Annotated in this window: 22 protein-coding genes; 6 read left to right on the plus strand and 16 right to left on the minus strand. The window is 67.9% G+C overall.

Translation table 11 applies throughout. The features are described 5' to 3' along the window. Positions 1-27: 27 nt before the first annotated feature. The 8 genes from AAF430_22250 to AAF430_22285 all read right to left on the minus strand — a co-directional run bounded on the left by AAF430_22250 (position 28) and on the right by AAF430_22285 (position 10,877). On the minus strand, positions 28-1,521 hold the full coding sequence (locus AAF430_22250; GenBank protein MEM7412970.1) for an ATP-binding protein: 1,494 nt from the start codon (positions 1,519-1,521) through the stop codon (positions 28-30). 3 nt (positions 1,522-1,524) lie between these two features. Next, positions 1,525-2,922: a sigma-54 dependent transcriptional regulator gene (locus AAF430_22255; protein MEM7412971.1), complete on the minus strand. Its 1,398-nt coding sequence runs from the start codon at positions 2,920-2,922 to the stop codon at positions 1,525-1,527. Further along, positions 2,919-4,625 (minus strand): ATP-binding protein, encoded by a 1,707-nt coding sequence (locus AAF430_22260; protein MEM7412972.1) that lies wholly within the window; start codon positions 4,623-4,625, stop codon positions 2,919-2,921. Before AAF430_22260 ends, AAF430_22255 begins: the two co-directional genes overlap by 4 nt. A 47-nt stretch (positions 4,626-4,672) precedes the next feature. Beyond that, the gene (locus AAF430_22265; protein MEM7412973.1) at positions 4,673-5,884 is read right to left on the minus strand and encodes a type II secretion system F family protein; all 1,212 of its coding nucleotides are present in this window, start codon (positions 5,882-5,884) and stop codon (positions 4,673-4,675) included. 32 nt (positions 5,885-5,916) lie between these two features. Next, the gene (locus AAF430_22270; GenBank protein ID MEM7412974.1) at positions 5,917-7,023 is read right to left on the minus strand and encodes a type IV pilus twitching motility protein PilT; all 1,107 of its coding nucleotides are present in this window, start codon (positions 7,021-7,023) and stop codon (positions 5,917-5,919) included. A 14-nt stretch (positions 7,024-7,037) separates the two neighbouring features. Continuing rightward, positions 7,038-8,738 (minus strand): type IV-A pilus assembly ATPase PilB, encoded by a 1,701-nt coding sequence (gene pilB / locus AAF430_22275; GenBank protein MEM7412975.1) that lies wholly within the window; start codon positions 8,736-8,738, stop codon positions 7,038-7,040. Positions 8,739-8,895: 157 nt separating this feature from the next. Next, a complete protein-coding gene (locus AAF430_22280; GenBank protein MEM7412976.1) occupies positions 8,896-9,930 on the minus strand; it encodes a lysylphosphatidylglycerol synthase transmembrane domain-containing protein in 1,035 nt (344 codons plus the stop codon). After that, on the minus strand, positions 9,927-10,877 hold the full coding sequence (locus tag AAF430_22285; GenBank protein ID MEM7412977.1) for a bifunctional riboflavin kinase/FAD synthetase: 951 nt from the start codon (positions 10,875-10,877) through the stop codon (positions 9,927-9,929). The genes AAF430_22280 and AAF430_22285 overlap by 4 nt, the downstream gene beginning before the upstream one ends. 96 nt (positions 10,878-10,973) lie before the next feature. Here AAF430_22285 and AAF430_22290 point away from each other — a divergent pair, with 96 nt between their 5' ends. Next, complete coding sequence (locus AAF430_22290) at positions 10,974-12,044, plus strand: LptF/LptG family permease (protein MEM7412978.1); 1,071 nt, start codon at positions 10,974-10,976, stop codon at positions 12,042-12,044. Between the two features lie 53 nt (positions 12,045-12,097). Here the strand turns inward: AAF430_22290 and hflC are convergent, their stop codons facing one another. From hflC to rsmD, 7 genes are all read right to left on the minus strand, one after another. Then, positions 12,098-13,006: a protease modulator HflC gene (gene hflC / locus AAF430_22295; protein MEM7412979.1), complete on the minus strand. Its 909-nt coding sequence runs from the start codon at positions 13,004-13,006 to the stop codon at positions 12,098-12,100. Continuing rightward, positions 13,003-13,986, minus strand: a complete 984-nt coding sequence (gene hflK, locus AAF430_22300) for an FtsH protease activity modulator HflK (protein ID MEM7412980.1) — start codon at positions 13,984-13,986, stop codon at positions 13,003-13,005. The genes hflC and hflK overlap by 4 nt, the downstream gene beginning before the upstream one ends. A 3-nt stretch (positions 13,987-13,989) precedes the next feature. Continuing rightward, positions 13,990-14,763 (minus strand): slipin family protein, encoded by a 774-nt coding sequence (locus AAF430_22305; protein MEM7412981.1) that lies wholly within the window; start codon positions 14,761-14,763, stop codon positions 13,990-13,992. Between the two features lie 33 nt (positions 14,764-14,796). Further along, entirely contained in the window at positions 14,797-16,110 is a 1,314-nt protein-coding gene (locus AAF430_22310) for a nodulation protein NfeD (GenBank protein ID MEM7412982.1), read from the minus strand. Between the two features lie 59 nt (positions 16,111-16,169). Beyond that, the gene (coaBC, locus tag AAF430_22315; protein ID MEM7412983.1) at positions 16,170-17,408 is read right to left on the minus strand and encodes a bifunctional phosphopantothenoylcysteine decarboxylase/phosphopantothenate--cysteine ligase CoaBC; all 1,239 of its coding nucleotides are present in this window, start codon (positions 17,406-17,408) and stop codon (positions 16,170-16,172) included. Positions 17,409-17,656: 248 nt separating this feature from the next. After that, positions 17,657-18,148: a pantetheine-phosphate adenylyltransferase gene (gene coaD / locus AAF430_22320; GenBank protein MEM7412984.1), complete on the minus strand. Its 492-nt coding sequence runs from the start codon at positions 18,146-18,148 to the stop codon at positions 17,657-17,659. Then, positions 18,145-18,720 carry a 16S rRNA (guanine(966)-N(2))-methyltransferase RsmD gene (rsmD, locus tag AAF430_22325; protein MEM7412985.1) on the minus strand — a complete coding sequence of 192 codons (576 nt, stop codon included), beginning with the start codon at positions 18,718-18,720 and terminating at the stop codon, positions 18,145-18,147. Before rsmD ends, coaD begins: the two co-directional genes overlap by 4 nt. A gap of 405 nt (positions 18,721-19,125) precedes the next feature. Between rsmD and AAF430_22330 the strand changes: the two genes are divergently transcribed. The 3 genes from AAF430_22330 (at position 19,126) to AAF430_22340 (ending at position 20,627) form a co-directional block, all read left to right on the plus strand. Next, on the plus strand, positions 19,126-19,347 hold the full coding sequence (locus AAF430_22330; GenBank protein MEM7412986.1) for a helix-turn-helix domain-containing protein: 222 nt from the start codon (positions 19,126-19,128) through the stop codon (positions 19,345-19,347). A gap of 318 nt (positions 19,348-19,665) precedes the next feature. Next, positions 19,666-19,998 carry a hypothetical protein gene (locus tag AAF430_22335; GenBank protein ID MEM7412987.1) on the plus strand — a complete coding sequence of 111 codons (333 nt, stop codon included), beginning with the start codon at positions 19,666-19,668 and terminating at the stop codon, positions 19,996-19,998. Between the two features lie 2 nt (positions 19,999-20,000). Then, positions 20,001-20,627 (plus strand): lytic transglycosylase domain-containing protein, encoded by a 627-nt coding sequence (locus AAF430_22340; protein ID MEM7412988.1) that lies wholly within the window; start codon positions 20,001-20,003, stop codon positions 20,625-20,627. Here AAF430_22340 and dacB read toward each other — a convergent pair. Further along, positions 20,600-22,120: a D-alanyl-D-alanine carboxypeptidase/D-alanyl-D-alanine-endopeptidase gene (gene dacB / locus AAF430_22345; GenBank protein ID MEM7412989.1), complete on the minus strand. Its 1,521-nt coding sequence runs from the start codon at positions 22,118-22,120 to the stop codon at positions 20,600-20,602. The two genes, AAF430_22340 and dacB, sit on opposite strands and share 28 nt — an antisense overlap. A 135-nt stretch (positions 22,121-22,255) precedes the next feature. Here dacB and AAF430_22350 point away from each other — a divergent pair, with 135 nt between their 5' ends. Continuing rightward, positions 22,256-23,557: a nucleoside recognition domain-containing protein gene (locus tag AAF430_22350; protein ID MEM7412990.1), complete on the plus strand. Its 1,302-nt coding sequence runs from the start codon at positions 22,256-22,258 to the stop codon at positions 23,555-23,557. A gap of 4 nt (positions 23,558-23,561) precedes the next feature. Then, on the plus strand, positions 23,562-23,998 hold a 437-nt coding region (locus AAF430_22355; protein ID MEM7412991.1), incomplete at its 3' end, for a hypothetical protein.

Below are 23,998 nucleotides of genomic sequence, written 5' to 3' on the forward strand. Positions count from 1 at the left end.
GCGCGGGACGTCTGCGGGCGTCCCGCGCTACCCCGCGTCGGCGTTTCGGACGCCGCGCCCGGACCGCGCAGCCACCGATGGGAGGCGCAGGGCGAAGACGGCCCCACCGAGCGCACCCGGCGGCTCGAGCGACAGGTGTCCTTCCTGTTGTTCTGCGACGCGCAGGGCGTTCGAGAGTCCGAGGCCCGTGCCATCCCCCGGATCCTTGGTCGTGAAGAACGGGTCGAAGATCCGTTCCAGGTCCTCGGACGCGATTCCCGGACCATCGTCCTCGACCCGGACCTCGACCGCATCGAAGCGCGTGCGGCCCTCGGCCGCCGCCGCGTCTTCCCCCGCACGGACCCGCGCAGGAGCCGGCCCCACCCGAATGGCAACCCGTCCCGAGGTGGGATCCACCGCGTCGGCGGCGTTCACCACCAGGTTCAGTACGGCCTGCACCACTGCGCTGCGGTCGGCATAGGCCTGCGGAGCCTCGGGTCGAACCTCGACTTCGAGCGCGATACCGGAGTAGCGACGCTGGGCCGACACCAGATCGACGACCTCTGCCACGAGCGCCGCCACGTCGACCGGACCCTGATCACCACGGGCGGGCCGCGAGAAGTCGAGCAGCTCGCGCAGGATCGAGCGGACGCGCGCCCCCTCGCGCTGGGCCTTCGCCAAGTGGGATCGGGTGGCGTCCTCCAGCGCGGGGTCACGCCCGACCAGATCGAGATACGCCAGCAACGCTCCCATCGGGTTGCCCACTTCATGGGCGACACCCGACGCGAGACGACCCACCGCCGCGAGGCGCTCCGCACGATCCAGACCGTCTCGTGCGGTGCGCAGGCTCTGGTTGCTCTCGCGCAGATCGGCAACCGCCTTCTGCAACGCCTCGGTGCGGGCCTCGAGCGCCTCGGCCATCTGGTTGAACGCACGCGCGACGTCCGCGGTCTCGGCCACCCCTTCTTCGGGCACGCGTTCCTCCAGGCTCCCCTCACCCACCGCGCGCACTGCGCCAGCCAGGCGTTGCAGAGGACCCACGACGCGGCCGCGCAGGACCGTGACCCCGAAGGCCGTGAAGACGGTCACCGAGCCGAGCGCCAGCCCGGCGAGCAGGAGCGGTGGCGCGGCGGGCGGTAGCCGCATGACCGAGACGCCTCGGCTCTCGGGGACGGCGAAGCGCACGGGCTCCCACGGCGCGCCCGAGGCCAGCAGAGGCGCGTTCTCGTCGCGCGCCGCGGCCGCGATCTCGAGCGATGCGGCATCGATGGTTTGATCGGTGGCGCGCGGCTGGACCGTCCCGTCCGGACGCACCAGCCACCAGTCACTGCCCGGCGGTCCCAGCTTGAGTCCGAGCGGTGCGTCCGCCGCCTTCACCAGCGACTGGGCGGCGAGCGGGCGCAGCTGCTCGAGCTGGTCGCTCTGGATCCGCAGCCCGAGCGACACGAGCAAGCTCGTCGCGGTGGCCATGACGAGGCCGAGCCCGATCAGCAGCTCGGCCTGGAGGCCTCGCAGGCGGGGCGGCCCGGTGCGCCAGCCCACGGGTCAGCTCCCGGGTTCGGGGTCGTCGAGTCCGAGCTTCTCGAGGCGATAGCGGAAGGACCGGAAGGAGATCCCCAGCCGTTGGGCCGCCTTCTTCTTCACGCCACCCGACTGCTCGAGCGCCTCGCGCAACAGACCCCGTTCGAAGTCGGCGAGGACCTCTTCGAGCTGGAAGCCCTCGTCGGGAATCCGCTCGCGACGCGGGGTGGACTGCGTGCGGACCACCGTCGGCGGGAGCACGTCCACGCCGATCTCGTCCTCCCGGGACAAGGCGACCGCGCGCTCGACGATGTTCTCGAGTTCCCGGACGTTCCCCGGGAACTCGTAGTTCGCCAGCCGCTCCATCGCCGCCGGACCCAAGCGCTTCGCCCCCGCGCCGAACTCCTGGCTGTACTTCTCCACGAAGTGGGCCACCAACAGCGGCACGTCCTCTCGGCGTTCGCGCAACGCGGGAAGCTCGACCTCGATCACGTTCAGGCGGTAGTAGAGGTCGTCACGGAAGCGACCTTCCGAGACTTCCTGTTCCAGGCGGCGGTTCGTGGCGGCGACGATCCGGGCCTCGAACTGGATGTCCGAGGTCCCGCCCACACGACGGAAGGTCCGCTCCTGAAGCACGCGCAGCAGCTTTACCTGGAGTGGCAGCGAGAGCTCCGCGATCTCGTCGAGGAAGACCGTGCCCGAAGCCGCCGACTCGAAGAGCCCCGGCTTGTTCTGCACCGCACCCGTGAAGGCGCCCTTCACGTGCCCGAAGAGCTCGGACTCGAGCAGGTTCTCGGGGATCGCGCCGCAGTTCACCGCGACGAAGGGGCTGTCACGCCGCTCACCGTGGTCGTGGATCGAACGCGCGACGATCTCCTTACCGGTGCCGCTCTCGCCGGTGATCAGCACGTTGGCTCGGGTCGTGGCGACCTGGCCGATCAGCTCGAGCACACGCTGCATCGGGCGACTCGTGCCGATCAGGTTCCGATCGCGCACGTGGGTCTGCAGCTCGCTTCGCAACCGGCGGTTCTCCGAGGAGAGCGCCTTCTTCTCGATCGCCTTCTCGACGACGATGCGGATCTCGTCGACCTTGAACGGCTTCGTGATGTAGTCGTACGCCCCTTCCTTCATCGCCTCGATCGCGGTCTCGGTGCTCGCGAAAGCCGTCATCACGACGACCATCGTCTCGGTCTCTCCCGATTCTCGCGATTGGATGTGGCGAAGCAGGTCGAGGCCACTCGCGCCGGGCATCTGGAGATCGGTGATCACCAGATCGAAATCGTCGTGCTCGAGATGCGCGCGCGCCGCGTCGACGTCCTTGGCGGTGACGGCGGCGTAGCCCTCGCTGCGCAGGAAGATCTCGAGGAACTCCTGCATCGACGGCTCGTCGTCGACGACGAGAACGGCTCCTCGGGTGCTCACGCCAGCGCTCCCTCTCCGCAGGGCAGTCGAATCTCCACCTTCGTGGCGAAGCCCGACGGCCCCTGGGTCACCCGGATCACGCCGCGGTGCTCCTGGATCACCCGGTGGACCGTGGCGAGACCGAGCCCGGTCCCGCGCGGCTTCGTGGTGTAGAAGGGATCGAACATGTGCTCCGCGACTTCCGGCGGCACGCCCACGCCCTGATCGAGGACGCAGATCTCCACCGAGTGGGGCTTCCCCTGGGGATTGGATCGGCGATCTTCGCCTTCCTCTTGAGCCTCGTCCCGACCCGGCCGGGCCTCGATCCGGACGCAGCCTCCGTCGGGCATCGCCTGGATCGCGTTGTTCACCAGGTTCCAGAGCACCTGCCGCAGCTGGGCCGGGTCGGCATCGACCTCCAGCCCATCCGCCACGTCGCACTCCACCTCGATGCCTTCGAGGGCCGACGCCTCGAGCATGTCGAGAACGCCGTCGAAGACCTCGGTGACCAGCACCCATTCCCGGCGCGTCTCGCCGGGCCGCGCAAACTGCAGGAAGTCGCTGATCAGCCCGTCGAGACGGTCGACCTCGCGCACCACGATCTCCATCAGACGCTTCGACTCGGCGCCCGCGCCCACGGCCGGTGTCTGGGCGTGCATCATCTGGATCGATCCCGAGATCGCGGCGAGCGGATTGCGCACCTCGTGGGCGATGCTCGCGGACAGCTCACCCACCGCAGCCAGCCGCTCGGAACGGCGCAGCTCCTGCTCCATTGCGACGACGTCGGTGACGTCCTGGAAGATCACCACCTCGCCCCGGGCCTCGCCGCCGCCGTCGCGGAGCACGTAGGTCGCCAGCCCGAGATGCAGCTCGCGCCCCTCCTGGCCGGCGAAACGCATCCGCGATCGCGAGAGCGCGCCGCCTTCGCTCTGCACACAACGGAGCGCTTCGAGTCCGGGCAGGATCTCGTCGACGACACGCCCCAGCGCCTGGGATCGCGACAGCCCGGTGATGCGCTGGGCCTCCTGATTGAAGGAGGTCACATGGCCCGTGAGATCCGTCGTCAGCAAGCCACTCTTCAGGCTCTCCACCGTGTGCTGATGGAGTGTACGGAGCTGGAGCAGATCCTCGGTGCGTTCATCGAGGGCGCGACCCGCGCGCACGAGCTCCCGGGCCAGGAACCCGGCGAGCCCCCCGGCGGCGAAGAGACCCGACGACAGCACCAGCCAGCTGGTGAGCAACACGCTCGGCGGGGCGGAGCCCACCCCGGGCCCCAACCAGCCGAAGGCCCCGATCGCCAGCACCAGCCCATAGGTCGCGGAGCCGACCGCACTGCACAGCAGCGCCCCGAGCCCCGGGAAGAGCACCCCCGAGTACAGGCCGACGGCCACGTAGAGGAAGGTGAAGACGGAGTCCTTCCCACCAGAGAAGAGCACCAGCGCCGAGACCAGCGCGAGGTCGGTCGCCACGTTGATGGCGCCGAAGCGGTGAGGACGGCGGATCGCCCCGACGAAGGGCCGGTACACCAGCGTCGCCACGAAGCACAGGGCGACCGTGACGTAGAAGCCCGGCCACGACGTGGCGTGGTTCTCGGCCCCGCTGATGAAGTCGAGGATCAGCCCGATCCCGAGGCTCGCGAGAGCGAGCGCGAGCCTCGCTCCCATCAACACCAGCAGCAGGCGTTCGACCTGGCCCTGCCGGTGCTCGCGAACCCGTGAGATCACGGGAAGCCCCCTCCCCTGTCCGTCCGGAGCGCGCCCAGAACGAGCGACTAGCCGATCGTCTCGGCGATCTTGAAGATCGGGAGGTACATGGCAATCAGGAGACCACCGACGGAGCCACCGAGGAACACCATCATCAACGGCTCGAGCATCGAGGTCAGTGCGTCCACCGCCGTATCGACCTCTTCGTCGTAGAAGTCGGCGATCTTCGAGAGCATCGTCTCCATCGCACCGGTTTCCTCACCGACCGCGATCATCTGGGTCACCATCCCCGGGAAGACGTCCGACTCGGCGAGCGGCTCCGCGATCGTCTTGCCTTCCGCAATGGCGGCCCGCACGTCGCGCAGGGCATCCTCGATCACCATGTTGCCGGCGGTCCGCGCGACGATGTCGAGGCCGTCGAGAATCGGGACACCCGAAGCGATCATCGTGCCGAGGGTCCGGGTGAAGCGTGCCACCGCCACCTTCTGGAGCAGCGACCCGAAAACCGGCGCCTTCAAGAACAAGCCGTCCGTCGTCCGACGGAACTTCTCGTTCCGCTTGCGAGCGCTCAGGAAGGCAATGATCACCGTGATGATCGAGATCAGGAAGAGGCCGATCCACTCCTGCATGAAGTGCGAGAGATTCACGACGACCTGAGTGGGACCGGGAAGCTCGCCGCCGAAGTCCGCGAACATCTTCTCGAAGGTCGGGATCACGTAGACGAGCATGCCGGCAACCACGGCGATCGCCACGACCAGGACGGTGGTCGGATAGACCATCGCGCCCTTCACCTTCCGCTTCAGCGCGTCGGCCTTCTCGAGGTAGACCGCGAGGCGGTTCAGGATCGTGTCGAGAATACCGCCGATCTCACCGGCCTGGACCAGGTTGACGAAGAGATCGTCGAAGGGCTTCGGGTGCTTGCGAAGCGCGTCGGCAAAGGTCGAACCCTGCTCGACGTCGTTCTTCACCTCGCGGAGGATCTTCTTGAACGTCTTGTTCGGCTGCTGATCCGAGAGGATCTCCAGGCACTGCACGAGCGGGAGGCCCGCGTCGATCATCGTCGCGAACTGGCGCGTGAAGATGACCAGGTCGCGGGTCGTGATCCCCTCCTGGAGGAAGGGAAGATACTCGGAGACGTCCTTCGCCTTCTCCTTCACCGTCACCGGCAGGAGCATCTGCGCGCGAAGCTGTGCCATCACGGCGGCTTCGTTCACCGCCTCGATCTCACCCTTCTTCAGCGCGCCTTGGCGCGTCCGCGCCTTCCACTGAAAGATCGCCATCGTCTACTCCTTGCCCCTCGAAGAGCGCAGCATCAGGATTCGGTCGGACGGGCTGCACCCGCGCCGGGAGCTCCGGGGCCCTTGCCGATCAGGTTCCGCAGCTCTTCCGGATCCGCGCTGCGGCCCATGGCATCGTCCATCGAGACCAGGCGCCGCTGGTAGAGATTCGCCAGCGACTGGTTCATCGTCTGCATCCCGAAGCGCTCCTGACCCACCTGCATGGCCGAGTAGATCTGGTGGATCTTGTCCTCGCGCATCAGGTTCCGGATCGCCGCGTTCGGCACCATCACTTCCAGAGCCATCGCGCGACCCGGACCATTCGCCCGGGGCAGCAGCGACTGGCACATCACCCCTTCGAGCACGAAGGAGAGCTGGGCCCGCACCTGGGCCTGCTGGTACGGCGGGAACACGTCGACGATGCGGTTGATCGTCTGCACCGCCGAGTTGGTGTGCAGGGTCGCGAATGCCAAGTGACCCGTCTCGGCGACCGTGAGGGCCGCTTCGATGGTCTCGAGGTCGCGCATCTCACCAATCAGCACGACGTCCGGGTCCTGCCGTAGGATGTACTTCAGTGCCTGCTTGAAGCCGTGGGTGTCGGCCCCGACCTCACGCTGGTTGAGCACGCACCCCTTGTGGTGGTGCAGGTACTCGATCGGGTCCTCGATCGTGACGATGTGCTCGTTCCGCTCGTTGTTGATCTTGTCGATCATCGTGGCGAGCGTGGTCGACTTCCCGGAACCGGTCGGGCCCGTGACCAGGATGAGCCCCCGCGGCTTCTGCGCCAGCTCGGTGACCACCTTCGGGAGACCGAGCTCTTCGAAGGTCTTGATCTTGAAGGGAATCGCGCGGAAGGCCCCGGCCACGTTGCCGCGCTGGACGAAGATGTTGCCGCGGAAGCGGGAGAGCTTCTGCACGCTGAAAGAGAGGTCCAGCTCGTTCATCTCTTCGAACTGGTGCTTCTGGGAGTCGGTGAGCACCGAGTAGCAGAGCTGCTTCGTCTCGGGCGGAGACAGCGGCGGCATCCGCAGCGGGTGCAGCTTGCCATCGATTCGAAGCTGGGGCGCCGTGCCGGTCGTGATGTGAAGGTCGCTGGCGCCCTTCTCGATCATCGCCTTCAGCAGCTGGTGCATGTTCGCCATGAGAAATGGAACTCCTAGTAGTCAGCCGAGGAGACGCGGAAGACTTCGCTCAGGGTCGTCGTACCCTCGGCGAGCTTCGTCAGCGCACTCATCCGGAGGGTCTGCATACCGAGGCGCATCGCCTCGCGTTTGAGCTCGAGCGAGGAAGCGCCATTCAGCACGAACTCCTTCAGCTCTTCCTTGAGCTCCATCACTTCGTAGAGCGCGATTCGGCCCTTGAAACCGGTGTCCGAGCAGTTCCGGCAGCCGCGCCCCTTGTGCGGCGTGACGCCCTTCGCCTTCTCGGCGTCCATGCCCGCCTCGACGAGGGCCTCGGTCGTCACCTCGTCGTCCGTGTCCTTGCACTCTTCGCAGATCCGCCGCGCCAGGCGCTGGGCCACGATGCAGTTGACCGACGAAGAGACGAGGAAGGGCTCGATGCCCATGTTCAGGAGTCGATTGACGGTCGAGGGCGCGTCATTGGTGTGGAGCGTCGAGAGCACCATGTGGCCGGTGAGCGCCGCCTTGACGGCGATCTCGGCCGTTTCGAAGTCTCGAATCTCACCGACCATGATGATGTCGGGGTCCTGACGCAGGAACGATCGAAGCGCGGCCGCGAAGTTCAGGCCGATCTCGTCGTGCATCTGCACCTGGTTGATGCCGGCGAGGTTGAACTCGACAGGATCCTCGGCGGTGGACAGGTTCTCCGAGAGCTGGTTCAGCTCGGAGAGGGCCGAGTACAGCGTGGTCGTCTTACCGGAACCGGTGGGGCCCGTGACGAGCACCATCCCGTAGGGCTGGTGGATCGAGTTCTTGAAGACGTCGAGCTGCTCCTGCTCGAAGCCCAGCTTGGTCATGTCGAGCTGCAGGTTCGACTTGTCCAAGAGACGCAGACAGATCTTCTCGCCGAAGAGCGTCGGCAGCACCGAGACACGGAAGTCCATCTCTTTTCCGCGTCCGAGCTTCAGCTTGATGCGTCCGTCCTGGGGCAGACGCCGCTCGGCGATGTCGAGCTCGGACATGATCTTCACGCGCGAGGTGATGGCGTTCTTGAGCTTCATCGGCGGCTTCATCACTTCGTAGAGGACGCCGTCGATGCGGTAGCGGACGCGGAAGGCCTTCTCGTAGGGCTCGACGTGGATGTCCGATGCGCTCTTCTTGATCGCGTCGGTGAGGATCAGGTTCACCAGCTTGACGACGGGGGCGTCTTCCGACGCCTTCGCCATCTCGGCCATGTCGAAATCGTCGGAATCCTGGACGATGTCGATGTCCGAGTCGTCGAAGTCGCCCATGACGTCTTCGAGCGAGGACGCCTGGTCGTAGTACTGGTCATAGGCGCGTCGGATCGACTCTTCCGAGGCGACGACCGGCTGGATGTTGTAGCCGGTGAGGAACTTGATGTCGTCGAGGGCGAAGATGTTCGAGGGGTCGGCGGTCGCCAGGATCAGCGTCGATCCCGCGCGATTCACGGGCAGCACGTTGTGCTTCGTCGCGACCTCTTCCGGGACGAGTTCGATGACGGCGCGATCGATCTCGAACTCCTCGAGGTTGATCGAGGGAACGCCGTATTGCTTCGCGACGAAGTCGGCCAACTCGTTTTCATCGAGGAAGCCAAGCTTCGTGATCTGGGCCCCGAGCCGCGCGCCGCTGCCCTTCGCCTCCGTCCGTGCGTCCCGAAGCTGGTCCGCCGTCAGGAGGTTTTCCTTGACCAGGAGCTCGCCGATCCGCTCGTTCACCGAAACCCTCCAGTTCCGCAATCTCAGGCCGGGCTCTCGCGCAGCTCCCGGGAAACGCGTCCAAGACGCGGGAAGCCTGCGAGATCCCGCAGAAATATCGGCCCGCGGCGGGACCAGCTTTACCGCTGGCGCGGCCCGAAGGCGGCGCGGCGGTGCTTCAGGAGGCGCGTTCGAGTTCGCTGAGACGCGTCCGCTGACCGCGGAGCATCCAGGCTCCGAGTGCGGTGAGCGTCACCCAGAACACCACGTGGCAGAGGGTTCCGATCGCGACGGAGGTTTCCGCCGGGAGTCCAAAGCGCTCCAGCACGAGACGACACGCGGTGTGGTAGAGCCCGAAGAAGCCCGGGGCCGACGGCAGGGCCACCGCGACCCCCACGGCGGTCAAGGTCATCCAGCCAGCCGCCAGGGTCCGCTCCGTGCTCCCGAAATCGACGCCGAGTGACCAGAAGCCGGCCAGGAACGGAATTGGAGAAACCACCACCCAGATCCCGATCGAGTGAAAAAGCACCCAAACCAGGTGGGACCCGCCCCGCAGCGATGCCAGACCGTCCGCGAAGCTGCGCAGCTGCTCGAGGATCCACTCGGCCGGGCCGCGCGGAAACGGACGCAGGCCCCATTCAGCGACGGCCAGGCTGCGCTCGGGAGCCGCCCGGACCGCCACGATCGCGAGCGCCGGGAGCACGACCAGAGGGGAGAGCCAGAGGACGCCACGCTGCCAGGTCGCGACCTCCTCGCCGCCAAAGAAGGCGATGACGCCCAGTGCCAGCCCGATCACGCAGAGGGTGTCGAGGACCCGCTCGATCACCACCGTGCTCAGGATCGCGGCCGCCGACAGCCCACGCTCACGGGCCAGGAGCCAGCAGCGGATGAACTCGCCCATCCGCAGCGGGAAGACGTTGTTCGCCATGAAGCCCACCGCCACCGCGCGAAATACGGGCAGCGTGGGGAGTTCGCCCATCCCGACCAGCAGGTGCTTCCAGCGCAAGGCGCGCAGGTACACGGCGAGCAGATGCGCGGGAATCGAGACCGCGAGCAGGAGCGCCCAATCGGCACGGCGAAACTCGCGCCACACCTCGCGGAATTCGACGCCCCGCAACGCGAAGTAGAACGCGACGGCGGTGATGGCGAGCCCGAGCCAGATCCGGGGATCGCGCAGCCCTGCGGGTCGAGGGATCGGCGTCGGGTCGCTCAGGAAGCTTCCAACCGACGCTTGGCCTCGGCGACGTCCCGCGCGATCTGGGCGCGGAGCGCGTCGACACCCGGAAACTTCTGCTCGGCGCGGATGCGCGACGAGAACGACAGCTCCACCTTCCGATCGTAGAGGTCGCCCTGCCAGTCCAGCACGTGCGCCTCGGCGACCACCTCGTCTCCGTCCTTGAAGGTCGGGCGCCGTCCCACGTTGGTGACGACCGGCAGTCGAGACTCGCGGCCCGGCTCCCCTGCGTCGAGGAACCGCAGCTCTCCCGTGTAGACGCCCGGCGAGGGCAACACCTCGTTCTCGGAGTCGAGGTTCGCCGTCGGGAACCCGATCGTGCGGCCGCGCTGATCGCCCGTCACGATCCGACCGCGCACGGCGTAGGGGCGACCGAGCATCCGCCCGGCCACTTCGAGCTCGCCCTCGGCGAGGAGCCCCCGGATCCGTGTCGAATTGACGTCGCCCTCGTCCATCGTGACTTCGGGAATGATCGTGACCGCGAACCCGAGACGCGGACCGAGCTCGGTCAAGAGCCGCATCGAGCCCTTTCGGTCTCGGCCGAAGTGGAAGTCGTATCCGACGTACACCTCGGTCGGGGCGATCCGATGGTGGAGGCAATCCCGGATGAACACCTCCGGGTCGGTCTTCGCGAACTCGAGGGTGAAGGGCTCGATCACGACGGCGTCGACCCCCTGCGCCTCCAGGAGTTCGATCTTCTGCTCGGTCGTCGTGAGCAGTGCGGGTGCGCTTTCCTGGCGCAGGACCTTCCGCGGGTGGGGATCGAAGGTGTAGACGACGGCCTGCCCACCGTGCTCGCGAGCCCGTTCGACGACCGTCTCCAGGATGGCCCGATGTCCGAGATGGATCCCGTCGAAGTTGCCGACGGTCACGACGGGACGCTCGAGTTGTCCGGCAGCTTCTGCGCTGCCCTGCCAGATCCTCAACCCTGGAATCCTCGCCTCTGCTCGCGTCCAGCGCCCCGGTGTATGCCCGGGCCCCTCGGCGTGCGCCCGTCCCGCCCCTGCGGCTAGGCTCCCGCCGTGCGCATCCTGTCGCGCTACTTCGTCTTCGGCTACCTGAGGTTTTACGCCGGGATCATCGCCGTGTCGATGCTCGTCATCGCCATCATCGAGATGATGGTGAACTTCGACGACGTCATCGATTACGGGGAAGGGATCCGGGGGCTGGCATCCTACCTCTTCCTGCGGCTGCCCTCGTACTACCTGCCGTTCCTGATCCCCGTAGCGTCGTTCGGCGCGGCCTTCCTGTGCCTCGGCTTGCCGGCGCGGTCGCTAGAGATCCTGGCGACGAAGGCCAGCGGGATCTCGCCGCGACGCCTCGCCGCGCCGATCCTGGGCGTCGCCCTGCTGCTCTCCGGTCTCGCCCTGTGGCTCAACGAGACCCTGGTCCGCGATACCGCCCGGCGCTTCGACGCGGCCGAGCACGGCGGCAGCGAGGAGCTCTTCGAGTCGCGTGGGGCCTTCTGGTACCAGCGCGGAGAGACGCTCTTCAGCGTCGAGGAGGCGGACCGCGAGTCACGAGAACTGCGCGGCGTCACGATCTACGAACGCGACCGGCAGGGGCGGCTCCTGCGCAGCGTTCAGGCCGAGGCAGTCCAGATCGGCGAGGACCAGCGCTGGCGGCTGGTGAACGCGGTGTTCCGGGAGTTCTCGCCGGAGAACACCACCGCCGCGCCGCGCGTGCGGGCCGAGGCGGAGACCTGGCTCGACTTCGGCGGGGATCTGGCGCTGCTCGACGCCGACCCGCGCAATCTCTCCCTGTTCGGGCTCTCCCGCTACATCGAGGCGATCGAGCACGATGGCCGCGACACGACCCGCTACCGGGCACTCTGGCACGCCCGCGTCGCCGACCCACTGACGGTGCTCCTGTTCGCGCTGCTCGGCGCCCCTCTCGGCATGGGGGTCGAACGTTCGCGCAGCCTGGCGGTCGCCGCGCTGAAGGGCATCGTCGTCGTCGGAGCGTACTATGGGCTCCAGACGACCTTCGCCCTCATCGGCTCGGCGGGGTTCGGCATCGGCGTGGCGGCGCCCTGGCTGCTGCTGATCGGCTTCACCGCCCTCGGCCTCTGGCTGCTCTACCGAGGCGGATGATGGTCTGACGCGGGGCGGTTCCCTACCGCCGGACCTGCGTCCGCCGTCCCGCCTCAGCGTCGCCTGCGCGGTGCCGGTTTGGGCCCTTCCGGATCCTGCAGATACTGGAAGAACTCGGTGTCCGGCGAGAGCACCAGAGTGGTGCGGCTGTCGATCGACTTCCGGTAGGCCTCGAGACTGCGCAGGAACGAGTAGAACTCGGGGTCTTCGCCGTAGGACTCGGCGTAGATCCGGGTCGACTCGGCATCGCCCTCGCCGCGCGCGATCTCGGCATCGCGCCGCGCATTGGCCACGATCACACGCGCCTCGCGGTCTGCTTCGGCGCGGATCCGGCGCGCTCGCTCGTCGCCCTCGGCCCGGTTCTTCCTCGCGAGGCGTTCGCGCTCGGTCTTCATGCGGGCGAAGACCGAATCCTCGGTGCTCTTCGGAAGCTCGGTCCGGTTGATCCGGACGTCGACGATGCGCACGCCTTCATCGGCGAGCTCTCCGGTCGACACCGAAGTGATCTCTTCCATGATCGCCATTCGCTGATCCTTGAGGACCTGCGCCAGCGTGTGCTTGCCGATCACGTCGCGGACCGCACCGCGCACTTCGCGATCGATGCGCTGCTCGGCCGCCTCGCGACCCGCCGGGAAGGAAGCCTGGAACTGCTCCGCATCCACGATGCGCCACACCGTGTAGTTGTCGACGAGCAGCTGCTCGCCGTCCTTCGTCTGGATCTCGACGGCTTCGGTACGGCTGTGGAGCCAGCGCGCCGGGTAGGTTCGTGCCTCTTCGACGAATGGAATCATGAACGACAGGCCCGGCGTCGTGGTGGTGCGCACCTCACCGAAGAGCAGGATCAACTTCTGCTGGCCCTCTTTCGTGATCACGACGGGCGAGGGAAGCCCCAGGTTGGCAAGCGAAATCGCACCAACCAAGAGACCGATCAGCACCACGAAGAAGATCAGCAGTTTTCTCATTGAGAGGCCTTCCCCTGACCCAGCGGGAGATAGGGAAGCACCTGGCTGGTCCCCGGTTCGATCAACACCTTCTCCACCGACGGCAGCACCTCTTCCATCGTCTCCAGATAGAGGCGCTTCCGCGTGACGTCCTTTGCCTTCGCGTACTCGGCCGAGAGCGCCGTGAAGCGCGCGGCCTCACCGGTGGCCTCGGCGATCTTGGAGTCCCGGTAGGCGTTCGCCGACTCGACGAGTTCGATCGCTTCCGCCCGCGCGCTCGGGATGAGCTCGTTTCGGTAGCCCTCGGCCTCGTTCACGGCCCGGTTCGCGTCCTGGGTGGCGGCGACGACGTCGTCGAAGGCCGCCCGGACCGCCGCCGGCGGCTGGACGTCCTGGAGCACCACGGACTGGATCTCGATCCCGGCGTCGTACGCCGACAGAATCTCGGTGAGCTTCGTCTCGACCTGCGAGGTCAACGCCGCGCGCTCCTCGCGCAGGACGCCGTCGACCGTCATGCGGCCCACCACCTCCCGCATGGCCGCCGCCGCCGCGCTGCGGACGACCGAGATGAGGTCCGCGACGTTGTACCGCGCCTCGTACGGGTCACCGATCTTGTACTGCACGGCGTAGCTCACGCGGACGATGTTGTTGTCGCCCGTCTGCATGCGGGCCTCGTCCGCGGCGGAGGCCGCCGAGGCTTCGATCGCGTCGTTGATGCGGCCGAAGTCCTCGTTGCGCAGCTCACCCACCTTCACGATCTCGCGGGTGTCGATCGGGGGCGGCAGCGTCCACTTCAGGCCGGGCTGGGCGACCGTGTCCGAGTACTTTCCGAGCCGCAGGATCAGCGCGGCCTGGCCGGGCTCGAGCGTATAGAGCCCGAGCGAGCCCCAGAACCCGAGGACGCCGAGGATCACCAGGAAGAGCGTCGCGTTGCCGAGCGTGCGCGCGACGGAACGCTTCACCTTGGCGTCGGTCGACGCCCCCTGCCCTTTCTTGGCCACCCGCTAGGCCTCCGACTTCGGCGCGGTGCCACCCGACGTCTGCTGCATGAAGGGGCGCAGGATGTCGATCGGAATCGGGAAGATCGTCGTCGAGTTGTTCTCGGTCGCGATCTCCGAGAGAGTCTGCAGGTAGCGCAACTGGAGTGCCGATTCTTCCGAAGCCAGCACCCGGGCCGCCTCGGCGAGGCGCTGCGCGGCCATGAATTCACCTTCGGAGTGGATCACCTTCGACCGCTTCTCACGCTCGGCCTCGGCCTGCCGCGCCATTGCGCGCTGCATCTCGCTGGGCAGATCGATCTGCTTGACCTCGACCGCCCGGACCTTCACGCCCCACGGCTCGGTCTGGTCGTCGATGATCTCCTGGAGCTTCTGGTTGATCGACTCGCGCTCGGAGAGCAGGTCGTCCAGCTCGGCCTGGCCACACACGCTGCGCAGGGTCGTCTGCGCCAGCTGCGAGGTGCCGTAGAGGTAGTTCTCGACCGTGATCACCGCCTTCTCCGGGTGAAGCACGCGGAAGTAGAGCACCGCGTTGACCTTCACCGAGACGTTGTCGCGGGTGATCACCTCCTGAGGCGGCACGTCCATCACGATCTCGCGAAGACTGATGCGCACCAGGCGGTCGATGCCCGGGATGATCCATTTGAAGCCTGCGCTCTTCACCTCACGGAAGCGCCCGAGGCGGAAGATCACGCCTCGCTCGTACTCCTGCAGGATTCGAATCCCGAGGAAGAACAGCACCCCGAGAATGACGATCGCCGCCAACACACCGGTACCCATCGATCCACCCCCTTCCTTAAGAGCCGCGAGAACCTAGGACGAGCGGGGCGAGGGTCGCACGCGGAGATGCAATCCGTCGACCTCGATCACCTCGACCATCTCACCGCTCGCCACGCGGTCGAGCGCGCTCGCTTTCCAGTATTCGCCCCGGATGAAGACCTTGCCGTCGGGGTCCAGATCCGTCGTGACGCGACCCGTAGCGCCGATCAGCTCGTCTACCCCGGCAGTCTGGCGCAGCATCATCGTCCGCCCGACCAGGTAGACGACGATACCGCCGAATATTCCGAACGCCGTTACAACTGGCACGAGCACCGACCAGAAAGACACGGTCAAATCGCTGATCTCGGGCATGTCGAAGACCATGGTGCCGCCGAGCAGGAGGCATGCCAGGCCGGCTGCGAAGAGCAGGCCGTAGGAGCTCACGAAGAGCTCGGCTCCGATGAGCCCGATCCCGACCAGGAACACCATCAGCCCGACCCAGGAGAACGGCAGGATCTGGAAGGCGATCCCGGCGAGCACCAGGCAGACGAGCCCCACGACGCCGGGGATGATCATGCCCGGCTGGTTGAACTCGATGTAGAGGCAGAGCATCCCCAGGGTTCCGAGGATCACCGCGACGTTCGGGCTCGCCAGGAAGTTGAAGAGCGCGACGAGCGGCGTCATCTCGATGCGCCGGCGCTCGGCGCCCTCCAGCTGGATCGTGTGCGGGCCGCTGCGCAGCTCGACCTCGCGGCCTTCGACCTGGGCGAACAGGTCGTCGATGTCCTTGGCGACGATGTCGATCACCCCCAGTTCGAGCGCCTCGTCCTGCGTGATCGCCTCGGCTTCGCGCACGGCCTTCGCCGCCCACTCCACATTGCGATTGCGCTGCTTCGCGATCGACTCGATGAACGCCGTCGTGAACTTCTCGGCTTTTTCGGCACCGACGTCCTGACGACCGCCCTCTTCGTCGCGGGCCCCGCCCTCGCCGCTCGCGCTGACGGGCGATGCCGCCCCGATGCTCGTGCCGGGTGCCATCGCAGCGATGTGCCCCGCCATCGTGAGGAAGGCCCCGGCCGACGCCGCCCAGGCGCCTTGCGGCGAGACGAACACCAGGACAGGGACGTCGGCGTTCAGCATCGCCTGGACCATGTCCTTGGTCGCGGCGAGCAACCCGCCGGGGGTATCGAGTTCGAGGAGCACCGCCGCGGCTCCATCGGTCTCGGATTTCGCGATCGCCTGCATCAGGTGCTCGGAAGACGCGGGATTGATGGACCCGTCGATGGTCACCACGTTGACGTGCTGGGCGGCAGCCGCGAGCGGGAGCCACGCCAGAATGCCGGTGAGAGCGAGGGCGAGACGCGTCACGAGCGATCCTCCATCACGGCAGCCGGTGCCTCCAGACACTTCGACCTGTCTTTTGGACACTACGACCGGTCGTCCAGAACTCGGTCGTCCAGAAGCTTGGCGACCCGATCGAGGAGATGCCCCGCGACCTCGCTCTTCGAGAGCGGCGGCAGCGACTCGACTTCGCCCGAGGGCACGACGAAGCTGACCGTGTTGCGGTCCACGTCGAAGCCCGAGTCCGGCTCGGAAACGTCGTTGGCCACCAGGAGGTCACAACCCTTGCGGGCGATCTTGCGCCGAGCCGCCTCGAGCACGTCGTGGCTCTCGGCGGCGAATCCGACGACCAACCGGTCTCCCTTCCGCGTGCACAGCTCGGCGAGGATGTCGGGATTGCGCACCAGCTCGAGGGCCAGCCCGGCCCCGTCGGCGAGATCTTCCTTCTTGATCTTCCGGTCGGACGCCTCGGCCGGCCGAAAGTCCGCGACGGCCGCGGCCTTGACCACGATGTCCGCGGCCTCGAACTCGGCGAGGACGACCTCGCGCATCTCGAGGGCGCTCTCGACGTTCAGGCGACGGACGCCCGGGGGCGTCGGCTCGCCCGAGGGCCCCGAGACCAACACGACCTCGGCGCCGCGGCGGGCTGCCTCACGGGCGACTGCGAACCCCATCTTCCCGGAGGACCGATTGCCCAGGTAACGGACCGCATCGACGGCTTCTCGGGTCCCGCCTGCGGTGACCAGGACCCGCCGGCCTACCCAGTCGCGCGGCCCGAGGCATTCGGCGACCCGCTCGACGATGCGGACCGGGTCGGACATCCGCCCTTCGCCCTCCCAGCCGCAGGCCAGCTCCCCCGCGTCGGGTCCGACCCAGAGGGCCCCTCGCTCGCTGAGCTGGGCGACGTTGGCCCGGGTCGCCGGATGGCGCCACATGTTCACGTTCATGGCGGGCGCCAACAGCAGGGGGGCGCGGGTGGCCAGGACGAGCGTGGAGACCAGGTCGTCCGCGAGTCCGTGAGCGACGCGGGCCAGGCTGTGGGCCGTGGCCGGGGCCACGAGCACGAGATCGGCCCAGTCTGCGAGCGCGATGTGGTCGATCTCGCCCTCTTCCGCCGGGTCGAAGAGTGCGTGTCGAACCGCCTCGCCGGAAACGGTCTGGAGCGCCAACGGGCTCACGAAGCTGGCAGCGGCCTCGGTCAGGACGCAGCGGACTGCATAGCCCTGGCGCCGGAGCTGACGGACCAGCTCGGGCGCCTTGTAGGCAGCGATCCCGCCGGTCACGGCCAGGAGGACCTGCGGCGCCCGCGCGTCTGCTTCCGTCATGATCGACTTCTCCAACGGCTCCGGCCGCGACCCTGGTGGTCAATCCGCAGCGATCGGAACCGAATCCCCGTCCGCGGCCCACCCAGGCCGCCGCGTGCAGTCGCGAGCGACACTTCGTGGGGGTGGAAACGGGTGGACCAGAGAGCCGGCACCCGCCGTGCGGGATGGCCGAAAACCATGTGACACCGCGAGGTTAACGGATCCCCGAAGCACGTCGAGCGGGCCTCGGGCGGAACTCGGCGCGTGGCTCAGGACTGAAAACGCTCGCGCAGCTTCTTGGCGACGACGGGCGGGACGAACTCGTCGACCGCGCGGCCGAAGCGGGTCAGCTCCTTCAGCCGGGAGGAGCTGACGTAGAAGTACTCCTGGCTGGGCATCATGAAGATCGTCTCGACCTCCGAGTTCAGATGCTTGTTCATCAGCGCCATCTCGAACTCGTACTCGAAGTCGGACACGGCCCGGACACCGCGGAGGATGGCCCGCGCCCCGATCTCCTTGGCGAAATCGACGGTCAGGCCCTCGAAGGTGGTGACGCGCATGGCGTCATTGCCCGCCGCGACCGACTCCACCATCTCCAACCGGTCTTCGAGATCGAAGGTGCCGGTCTTGGCGACGTTGCGAGCCACGGCGAGGACGACCTCGTCGAAGAGCTGTGTCGCCCGGGTGGCGATATCCAGGTGTCCATTGGTCAGCGGGTCGAAACTCGCCGGGAAGAGCGCGATGCGACGCTCGTGGGTCATGCGTCCGAATCTCCCGTGCTCTCGGCCGGAGCGACCGCGAGCCAGTCCACGATGGTGTCCCCGTACCGGCGGCTGTCGCGATGCGCCAGCCCGGGCACGGTCGGGACAGCATGCCGCCGACTTCGTTCGATGACCAGCGTCGCGTCGGGGGCGAGCAGGGCCTGGTCGACCAGCCCGGCCAGGGGCGCGACCAGCTCCCCCAGCGCCTCGTAGGGAGGGTCGGCGAGCACCAGGTCGAAGCGATGGCCCAGCCGAGCCAGCTTTCGCACGACACCGCCGACGTCTCCGCGGCGCACGTCACACCGGGCCGTCAGGTCGAGTGCGCGCAAGTTGCGCTGCAACGCATGGATGCTTGCTCCGGAGCGCTCGACGAAGACGACCGATGCGGCCCCTCGGGAAAGCGCCTCGATGCCGAGCGTTCCGGTCCCGGCGAAGAGATCGAGGACGCGGGCGCCCTCCAAACGGGGGAGTCGCGCGAACACCGATTCGCGCACCCTGTCCGCGGTGGGGCGCACGCCGGCAGGTGCGCCCGCGAGCTTGCGCCCGGCCATCTCCCCGCCCGTGACACGCATTCGTAACCGTCGACCACCGTTTCGACTCGCTTGCACACCCGTGTGTCCTCGCGAGGCGCTCACTGTTGCTCGTAACGTATCGAAAGTGCACGAATGCACTTGCGCATGGGACCGTGACGAAACCGTCAGTCATTTCGGGCCGCTTGCTGGCCCAAAGAGCGCCGTTAAAATCGGCGCGCTGCAGCGCCGCGCGATTCATCGCCGTGCGCGTCGACGCTTCCAGTTTCGACCGGATTTGGAGTTGCGGTCGAAACGGGAAGCCAACCCCGGTGTCGAAGTTCTGGCGCGAGCTTCCCTCATCGCACGCGCAAACCTCGCGACCTACGCAGGCGCGAAGGGTTCGGCACCTCTTTTCTCAGAGACCAGGAGAGTAGTCACCCTATGGCAACGGCCACTGTCGAAAGAATGAAGCGCAAGCTCGCGAACCGGATTGCGGACGTCCGGGGCGACCGATCTCAGCGACAGTTCGCACGCGACTTGGGAGTCTTTCAGCAGAACGTGAATCGGTACGAAAGTGGCACGACGCCCCATACCGATTTCCTGATCACCCTTGCACTCAAGGAGAACGTCTCGATGGACTGGCTCCTGCTCGGCAAGGGGAAGATGAAGCGAGGCGCCCGGGGCTGATCCCGGGTACGGCCCGCCCCCCGCGCGGGCTGCCCTCCGCCAACCAAGCCAGCGGGCTCCCGAGCCGTACAGCCGGAGCACCCGCGGGGATTCGTGCGTCCGCAATTCGCCGTGTACTGCGAGTCGGCGATTTCGCGACCTCCCCTTCGATGGCAATCGGTTGCCCACTTGCGAGGTGGGTGCCGGTTGCCTGCGACGTCCGCGACCGGCAAGCTTGGGCGGCAAGTCTGCTTCTCTCTGCGCGTCCTGGACGCGCGCCTCGATCGGGGCACGCCGCTTGCTTTGGTAGGTAGCATGGCGTCCCGGAGGACCCCCCCGTTGTATCTGCTGGCAATCCTGACATTGCTGGTGTCGGCTGCCGACCACTGGACCACCTACCTGTGCCTGCGAGCACCGGTGGAGGGCTGGCAGGTGGCGGAAGCCAACCCCCTCGCCGACTGGATCTTCTCGTCGGTCGGCCTCGTGCCGGGATTGCTGATCGACAGCGGAGTCACGCTGCTTTCGGTGACGTTCCTGCTGACCACCGAGCAGATCCCCCACGTCGCCAAGAGCATCTTCTTCGGCGTGGTGATCGGGGCCACGAGCCTCGCCGTCTACAACAACTGGCAGGCGATCCAGACCCTGGGCCTGTCGCCGCTGGGGACGGTCTAGCCATGCAGCGACGCGCCCTCGCCTGTCTGTCGAGCCTGCTGCTGGGCACCCTGTCGTGCGCTGTGCTGCCCACGACCGGGCCTCCGATGTCGCTCCCGCCCGAGCCGGTCGCGGCAACGGCGGAGGCGGTCGCGCCGACCGATCCGGTGCGCGAAGCCGTCCACCAGCACCTTCTCCGCTACCAGGTCCGCAGCGGCCTCTCGGAAGCCGAACTGTCCCAGCTCGCCGACACGATCGTGATCGAGGCGCGTCGCTACGAGCTGGATCCGGCCCTGGTGGTCGCGGTCATGCACGTCGAGAGCCGATTCCACGCCTTCGCCGTGTCCCCGGTCGACGCGCTGGGCCTGATGCAGCTACTGCCCAGCACCGCCGAGTGGCTGGCGCCCTCGGTGGGTGTCGAGTGGCGCGGCCCCCAGACCCTCTTCGACCCCACGTCGAACGTGAAGCTCGGCGTCGCGTATCTTCGTCAGCTGATCGACCGCTACGACGGCAACGTGCGTACGGCCCTGCTCGCCTACAACTGGGGTCCCGGACGCATCGATGGCCGGCTGCGCCGCGGCGTGCCGCTCCCCGTCGAGTACGCCCAGCTCGTCTTCGACGCCTACGGCAGCGACGACAGCTCTTCCTGACCGGGCCTCGGCCCGACCAGGGCCGCCGCGAAGCCGTCGACGGCGTCCATCGCGTCTTGTGCTCCCGTCTGGAAGCCGTTCACCAGGATCGAGAACACGAGGGTGCGCCCGTCAGCGCGCCGTGCGAGGCCCGAGAGCCCGGTGACGCGGGTGAGCAACCCGGTCTTGGCGCGTACCCAGTGATCGGCCTCTTCGGCGCGCTTCGCGAGCGTGCCGTCGTTCCCGCCGATCGGAAGTCCGGAGACGAACTCCGCTCCATACAGAAAGGAGCGGCGACCGCGCCGGAGCGCCTCGACGAACAGCCGCGGTGAAGCGCGATTCTGGTACGAGAGCCCGGAGCCGTCGGTGATCACGAGTCCGTCCAGCGGAAGCCCCATCGCGGCGAGCTCGCTGCGGAGGACGGCCGTCCCGGCCGACCAGGTCCCCGGTGCCCCCGAATCGGCGACGGCCATCGACTTCACCAGCGCCTCACCCATCGGGTTGTTGCTGTACTTGAGGAAACGCCGCACGACGTCGGACACCGGGCGCCCCTCGAACTCGACGATTGTCTCGGCGTTCTCGGGAACCACCGCGCGGCGGGTGGTCCCTGCGACCTCGATCCCGACGGCCTCGAGCTGCAGGCGCAAGACGCTGGCCGCATAGCTGCCTGGGTCGAGCACGCTGCGGTGGAAGGTCTTCTCGCGTCCGCGGGGCCAACGTCCGCCGACGACCACCTCTTCTCCGCCCTTCCGCGCTCGCCGGTCGACGACGAGCTTCGAACGCGAACCGCGCGTCTTCGCCTGGTTCGAGATCCGCAGGAAGGGCACGGGCGGATCGACCGTGATGCGGACCGGGTCGCCTTCGGCGTCGCCGGCACCGACCTGCACGGCGAAGGCGCCGTAGTTCGCCATCAGGGCGCCGACCGGCGCGTGGTACGCGCGCGCCGAGACCGGCAGCCAGCTCGGGTGCCAGCGCTCGGCGTCGAAGAGCGTGTCGTCGATCACGAGATCGCCGCTCACCCGCCGCACGCCGGCGCGCCGCAGGTCGGCGGCGAGTCGCCAGTAGTCCTCGGAGGTGAGGCCCGGGTCCCCCCCACCCCGCACGTACAGGTTCCGGAGGGTGCCACTCGCGTCGGGCGGCCCCTCGGAGATCGCCTCGGTCACGAAGCGGTGGGTCGGGCCGAAGACCCGCAACGCGGCGAGTGCGGTGAGGATCTTGAAGTTCGAGGCCGGGACCAGGGCCCGATCGGGGTGCCGTTCGAACACGACCCGCCCGTCCGCGTCGTCGACCACCAGCACGGCGAGCTCGGCGCCTTTGAGGGCACGCGCGGACAGGCTTCTCTCGAGCGCCGCCGCGAGGGTCCCGTCCCCGGCCGCCTCCTTGCCCCCGGCCGGGACCGCCACGAACAGCAGCAGAGCCCAGGACCAGACCGCCGTCCAGCCGCCGCGTCGCACCGTCTCGGGACGGCGGGCCGCCGTGCCGCGCCCTGCCGAGGCCGAATCCACCGAATCCACCGCCGCCATCCTCGCCTCTGCATTCCGAGCGACAGCCGCGAGGGCTGCGCGCCGATGAGGGTCCGGGGGGATTGACGCGCGCGAGCTTATCCCCGAGCCTGCGCCCGAGCAATCGAAGGCGCAATGGGGGGCGCCATGCTCAATGCCATTTGGCTCGCACTCGTGCTGATCGCGGTGGTCTACGCCGCCTTCACGGGCCAGATGAAGGCGGTCGCGGCCGCCGGATTCGAGAGCGCCGAGTCGGCGGTCGGCCTCGTGATCCGGCTCGCCGGGTTCATGATCTTCATGCTCGGCGTGATGCGCGTCGTGCGCGATGCCGGCCTGCTCGCCGCGATCGCCCGGGGCCTCGCGCCGCTGCTTCGACGCCTGTTCCCTCAGGTACCCGCCGATCACCCGGCCATGGGCGCGATGATCATGAACATGGCGTCCAACATGCTGGGGATGGGGAACGCGGCCACGCCCTTCGGTCTGAAGGCGATGGTCGAGTTGAACCGCCTGAATCCGAATCCCGGCGTGGCGACCGACCCGATGGTCCTGTTCCTGGCGATCAACACCTCCGCGATCACGCTGATGGCCCCGACCGGCACCATGGCCGTCCGCGCTGCCGCGGGTTCGGCCGCTCCGGGCGCCATCTGGGTACCCACCCTGATCGCGACGATCTGTTCGACCGTGGGTGCGGTCACCGCGTACTACCTGTTGCGCGGGCGTTCGCGCTTCGCGGCGAAGCCGCTGCCCGATGCCGAGCGCCCCACCGAGGTCGCCGAGTTCGACACGAGCGCGGAGGAGCAGATCCCCGAGCCGAACACGACGCCGCTGCGCTCGGCCCTCGCCTACGGCATCGCGGCACTGTTGGTCGCGGCGGTGGGTTGGAGCATTGCCTTCCCCACCGATGGCCGCAGTCCTGCCGAGGTCGCGAAGGAGGTCGCCGAGCATTGGCTGATCCCGCTGCTGGTGGCGCTCCTGCTGCTGGCCGGGCTTCGGAGTGGGGTGCGCGTCTACGAGTCGATGGTGGCCGGCGCGCGCGAGGGCCTGGATGTCGTCGTCCGAATCGTGCCCTACCTCGTGGTCATCCTGGTCGCGGTCGGGATGTTCCGCGCGTCCGGGGCGCTCGATCTCTTGATCGCCGCCCTCGATCCGGTGACGAGTGCGTTCGGCTTCCCCGCCGCGGCGCTCCCCATGGCGTTGCTGCGGCCGCTCTCGGGTTCGGGCGCCTTCGCGGTGATGGCCGAGATCCTGGAGGCCGAGGGCGCAGACAGCTTCGTCGGAATGCTGGCGAGCACGCTCCAGGGCTCCACGGAGACGACCTTCTACGTGTTGACCGTGTACTGCGGCGCCGCGGGCATTCGCGAGGTCCGCCACGCCCTGCCCGCCTGTCTGATCGGCGATCTCTGCGGTGCAGCCGGCGCCACCTTCGCGTGCCATCTCTTCTTCGGCTGATCGCGTGACGGCCGAGGCAGTCCACGAAGACGCGATCCACGCACTCTGCCAGCGAGCGGGCTTCGAGGCCACGCAGATCGACTGGCTGGCAGCGGACCTCTCCCTGCGGCGCTTCGCGCGCGTATCCCTCGCGGGCGCCCCGGTCGCGACGGCAATCGCCCGCGTGGAAGCCCCCGAGGATCCAGCCGGGCGGCCGAGCGGCGTCGCGCCCGAGCCTCCGCTCGAGCCCATCCGCGACCTCCTCGAGCGAAACGGCCTGCCGGTGCCGAAGAGTTTCGGGATCGATGCGGACGCCGGCGTCCAACTCCTCGAGGACTGTGGACGCCTGCCGCTGCGAGACGCCGTCGCGACGCTGTCCGGGCCCGAGCGCTGGTCGCTCCACATCGAAGCGTGCGACTGGGTCGCGCGGTTGCAAGCGGTGCCGCGCGAAGCAGGCGTGGA

This window comes from Myxococcota bacterium, assembly GCA_039030075.1.
Taxonomy (GTDB): Bacteria; Myxococcota_A; UBA9160; order UBA9160; family SMWR01; genus JAHEJV01.

What these genes read in the sequence shown, in the direction of transcription:
- AAF430_22350 (MEM7412990.1), top strand. Translation starts at nt 22,256, where the DNA reads ATGCTCAATGCCATTTGGCTCGCACTCGTGCTGATCGCGGTGGTCTAC.
- coaD (MEM7412984.1), bottom strand. Translation starts at nt 18,148, where the DNA reads ATGACCCACGAGCGTCGCATCGCGCTCTTCCCGGCGAGTTTCGACCCG.
- AAF430_22265 (MEM7412973.1), bottom strand. Translation starts at nt 5,884, where the DNA reads ATGGCGATCTTTCAGTGGAAGGCGCGGACGCGCCAAGGCGCGCTGAAG.
- rsmD (MEM7412985.1), bottom strand. Translation starts at nt 18,720, where the DNA reads ATGCGTGTCACGGGCGGGGAGATGGCCGGGCGCAAGCTCGCGGGCGCA.
- hflC (MEM7412979.1), bottom strand. Translation starts at nt 13,006, where the DNA reads ATGAGAAAACTGCTGATCTTCTTCGTGGTGCTGATCGGTCTCTTGGTT.
- AAF430_22305 (MEM7412981.1), bottom strand. Translation starts at nt 14,763, where the DNA reads ATGGGTACCGGTGTGTTGGCGGCGATCGTCATTCTCGGGGTGCTGTTC.
- AAF430_22330 (MEM7412986.1), top strand. Translation starts at nt 19,126, where the DNA reads ATGAAGCGCAAGCTCGCGAACCGGATTGCGGACGTCCGGGGCGACCGA.
- AAF430_22270 (MEM7412974.1), bottom strand. Translation starts at nt 7,023, where the DNA reads ATGGCGAACATGCACCAGCTGCTGAAGGCGATGATCGAGAAGGGCGCC.
- AAF430_22340 (MEM7412988.1), top strand. Translation starts at nt 20,001, where the DNA reads ATGCAGCGACGCGCCCTCGCCTGTCTGTCGAGCCTGCTGCTGGGCACC.
- coaBC (MEM7412983.1), bottom strand. Translation starts at nt 17,408, where the DNA reads ATGACGGAAGCAGACGCGCGGGCGCCGCAGGTCCTCCTGGCCGTGACC.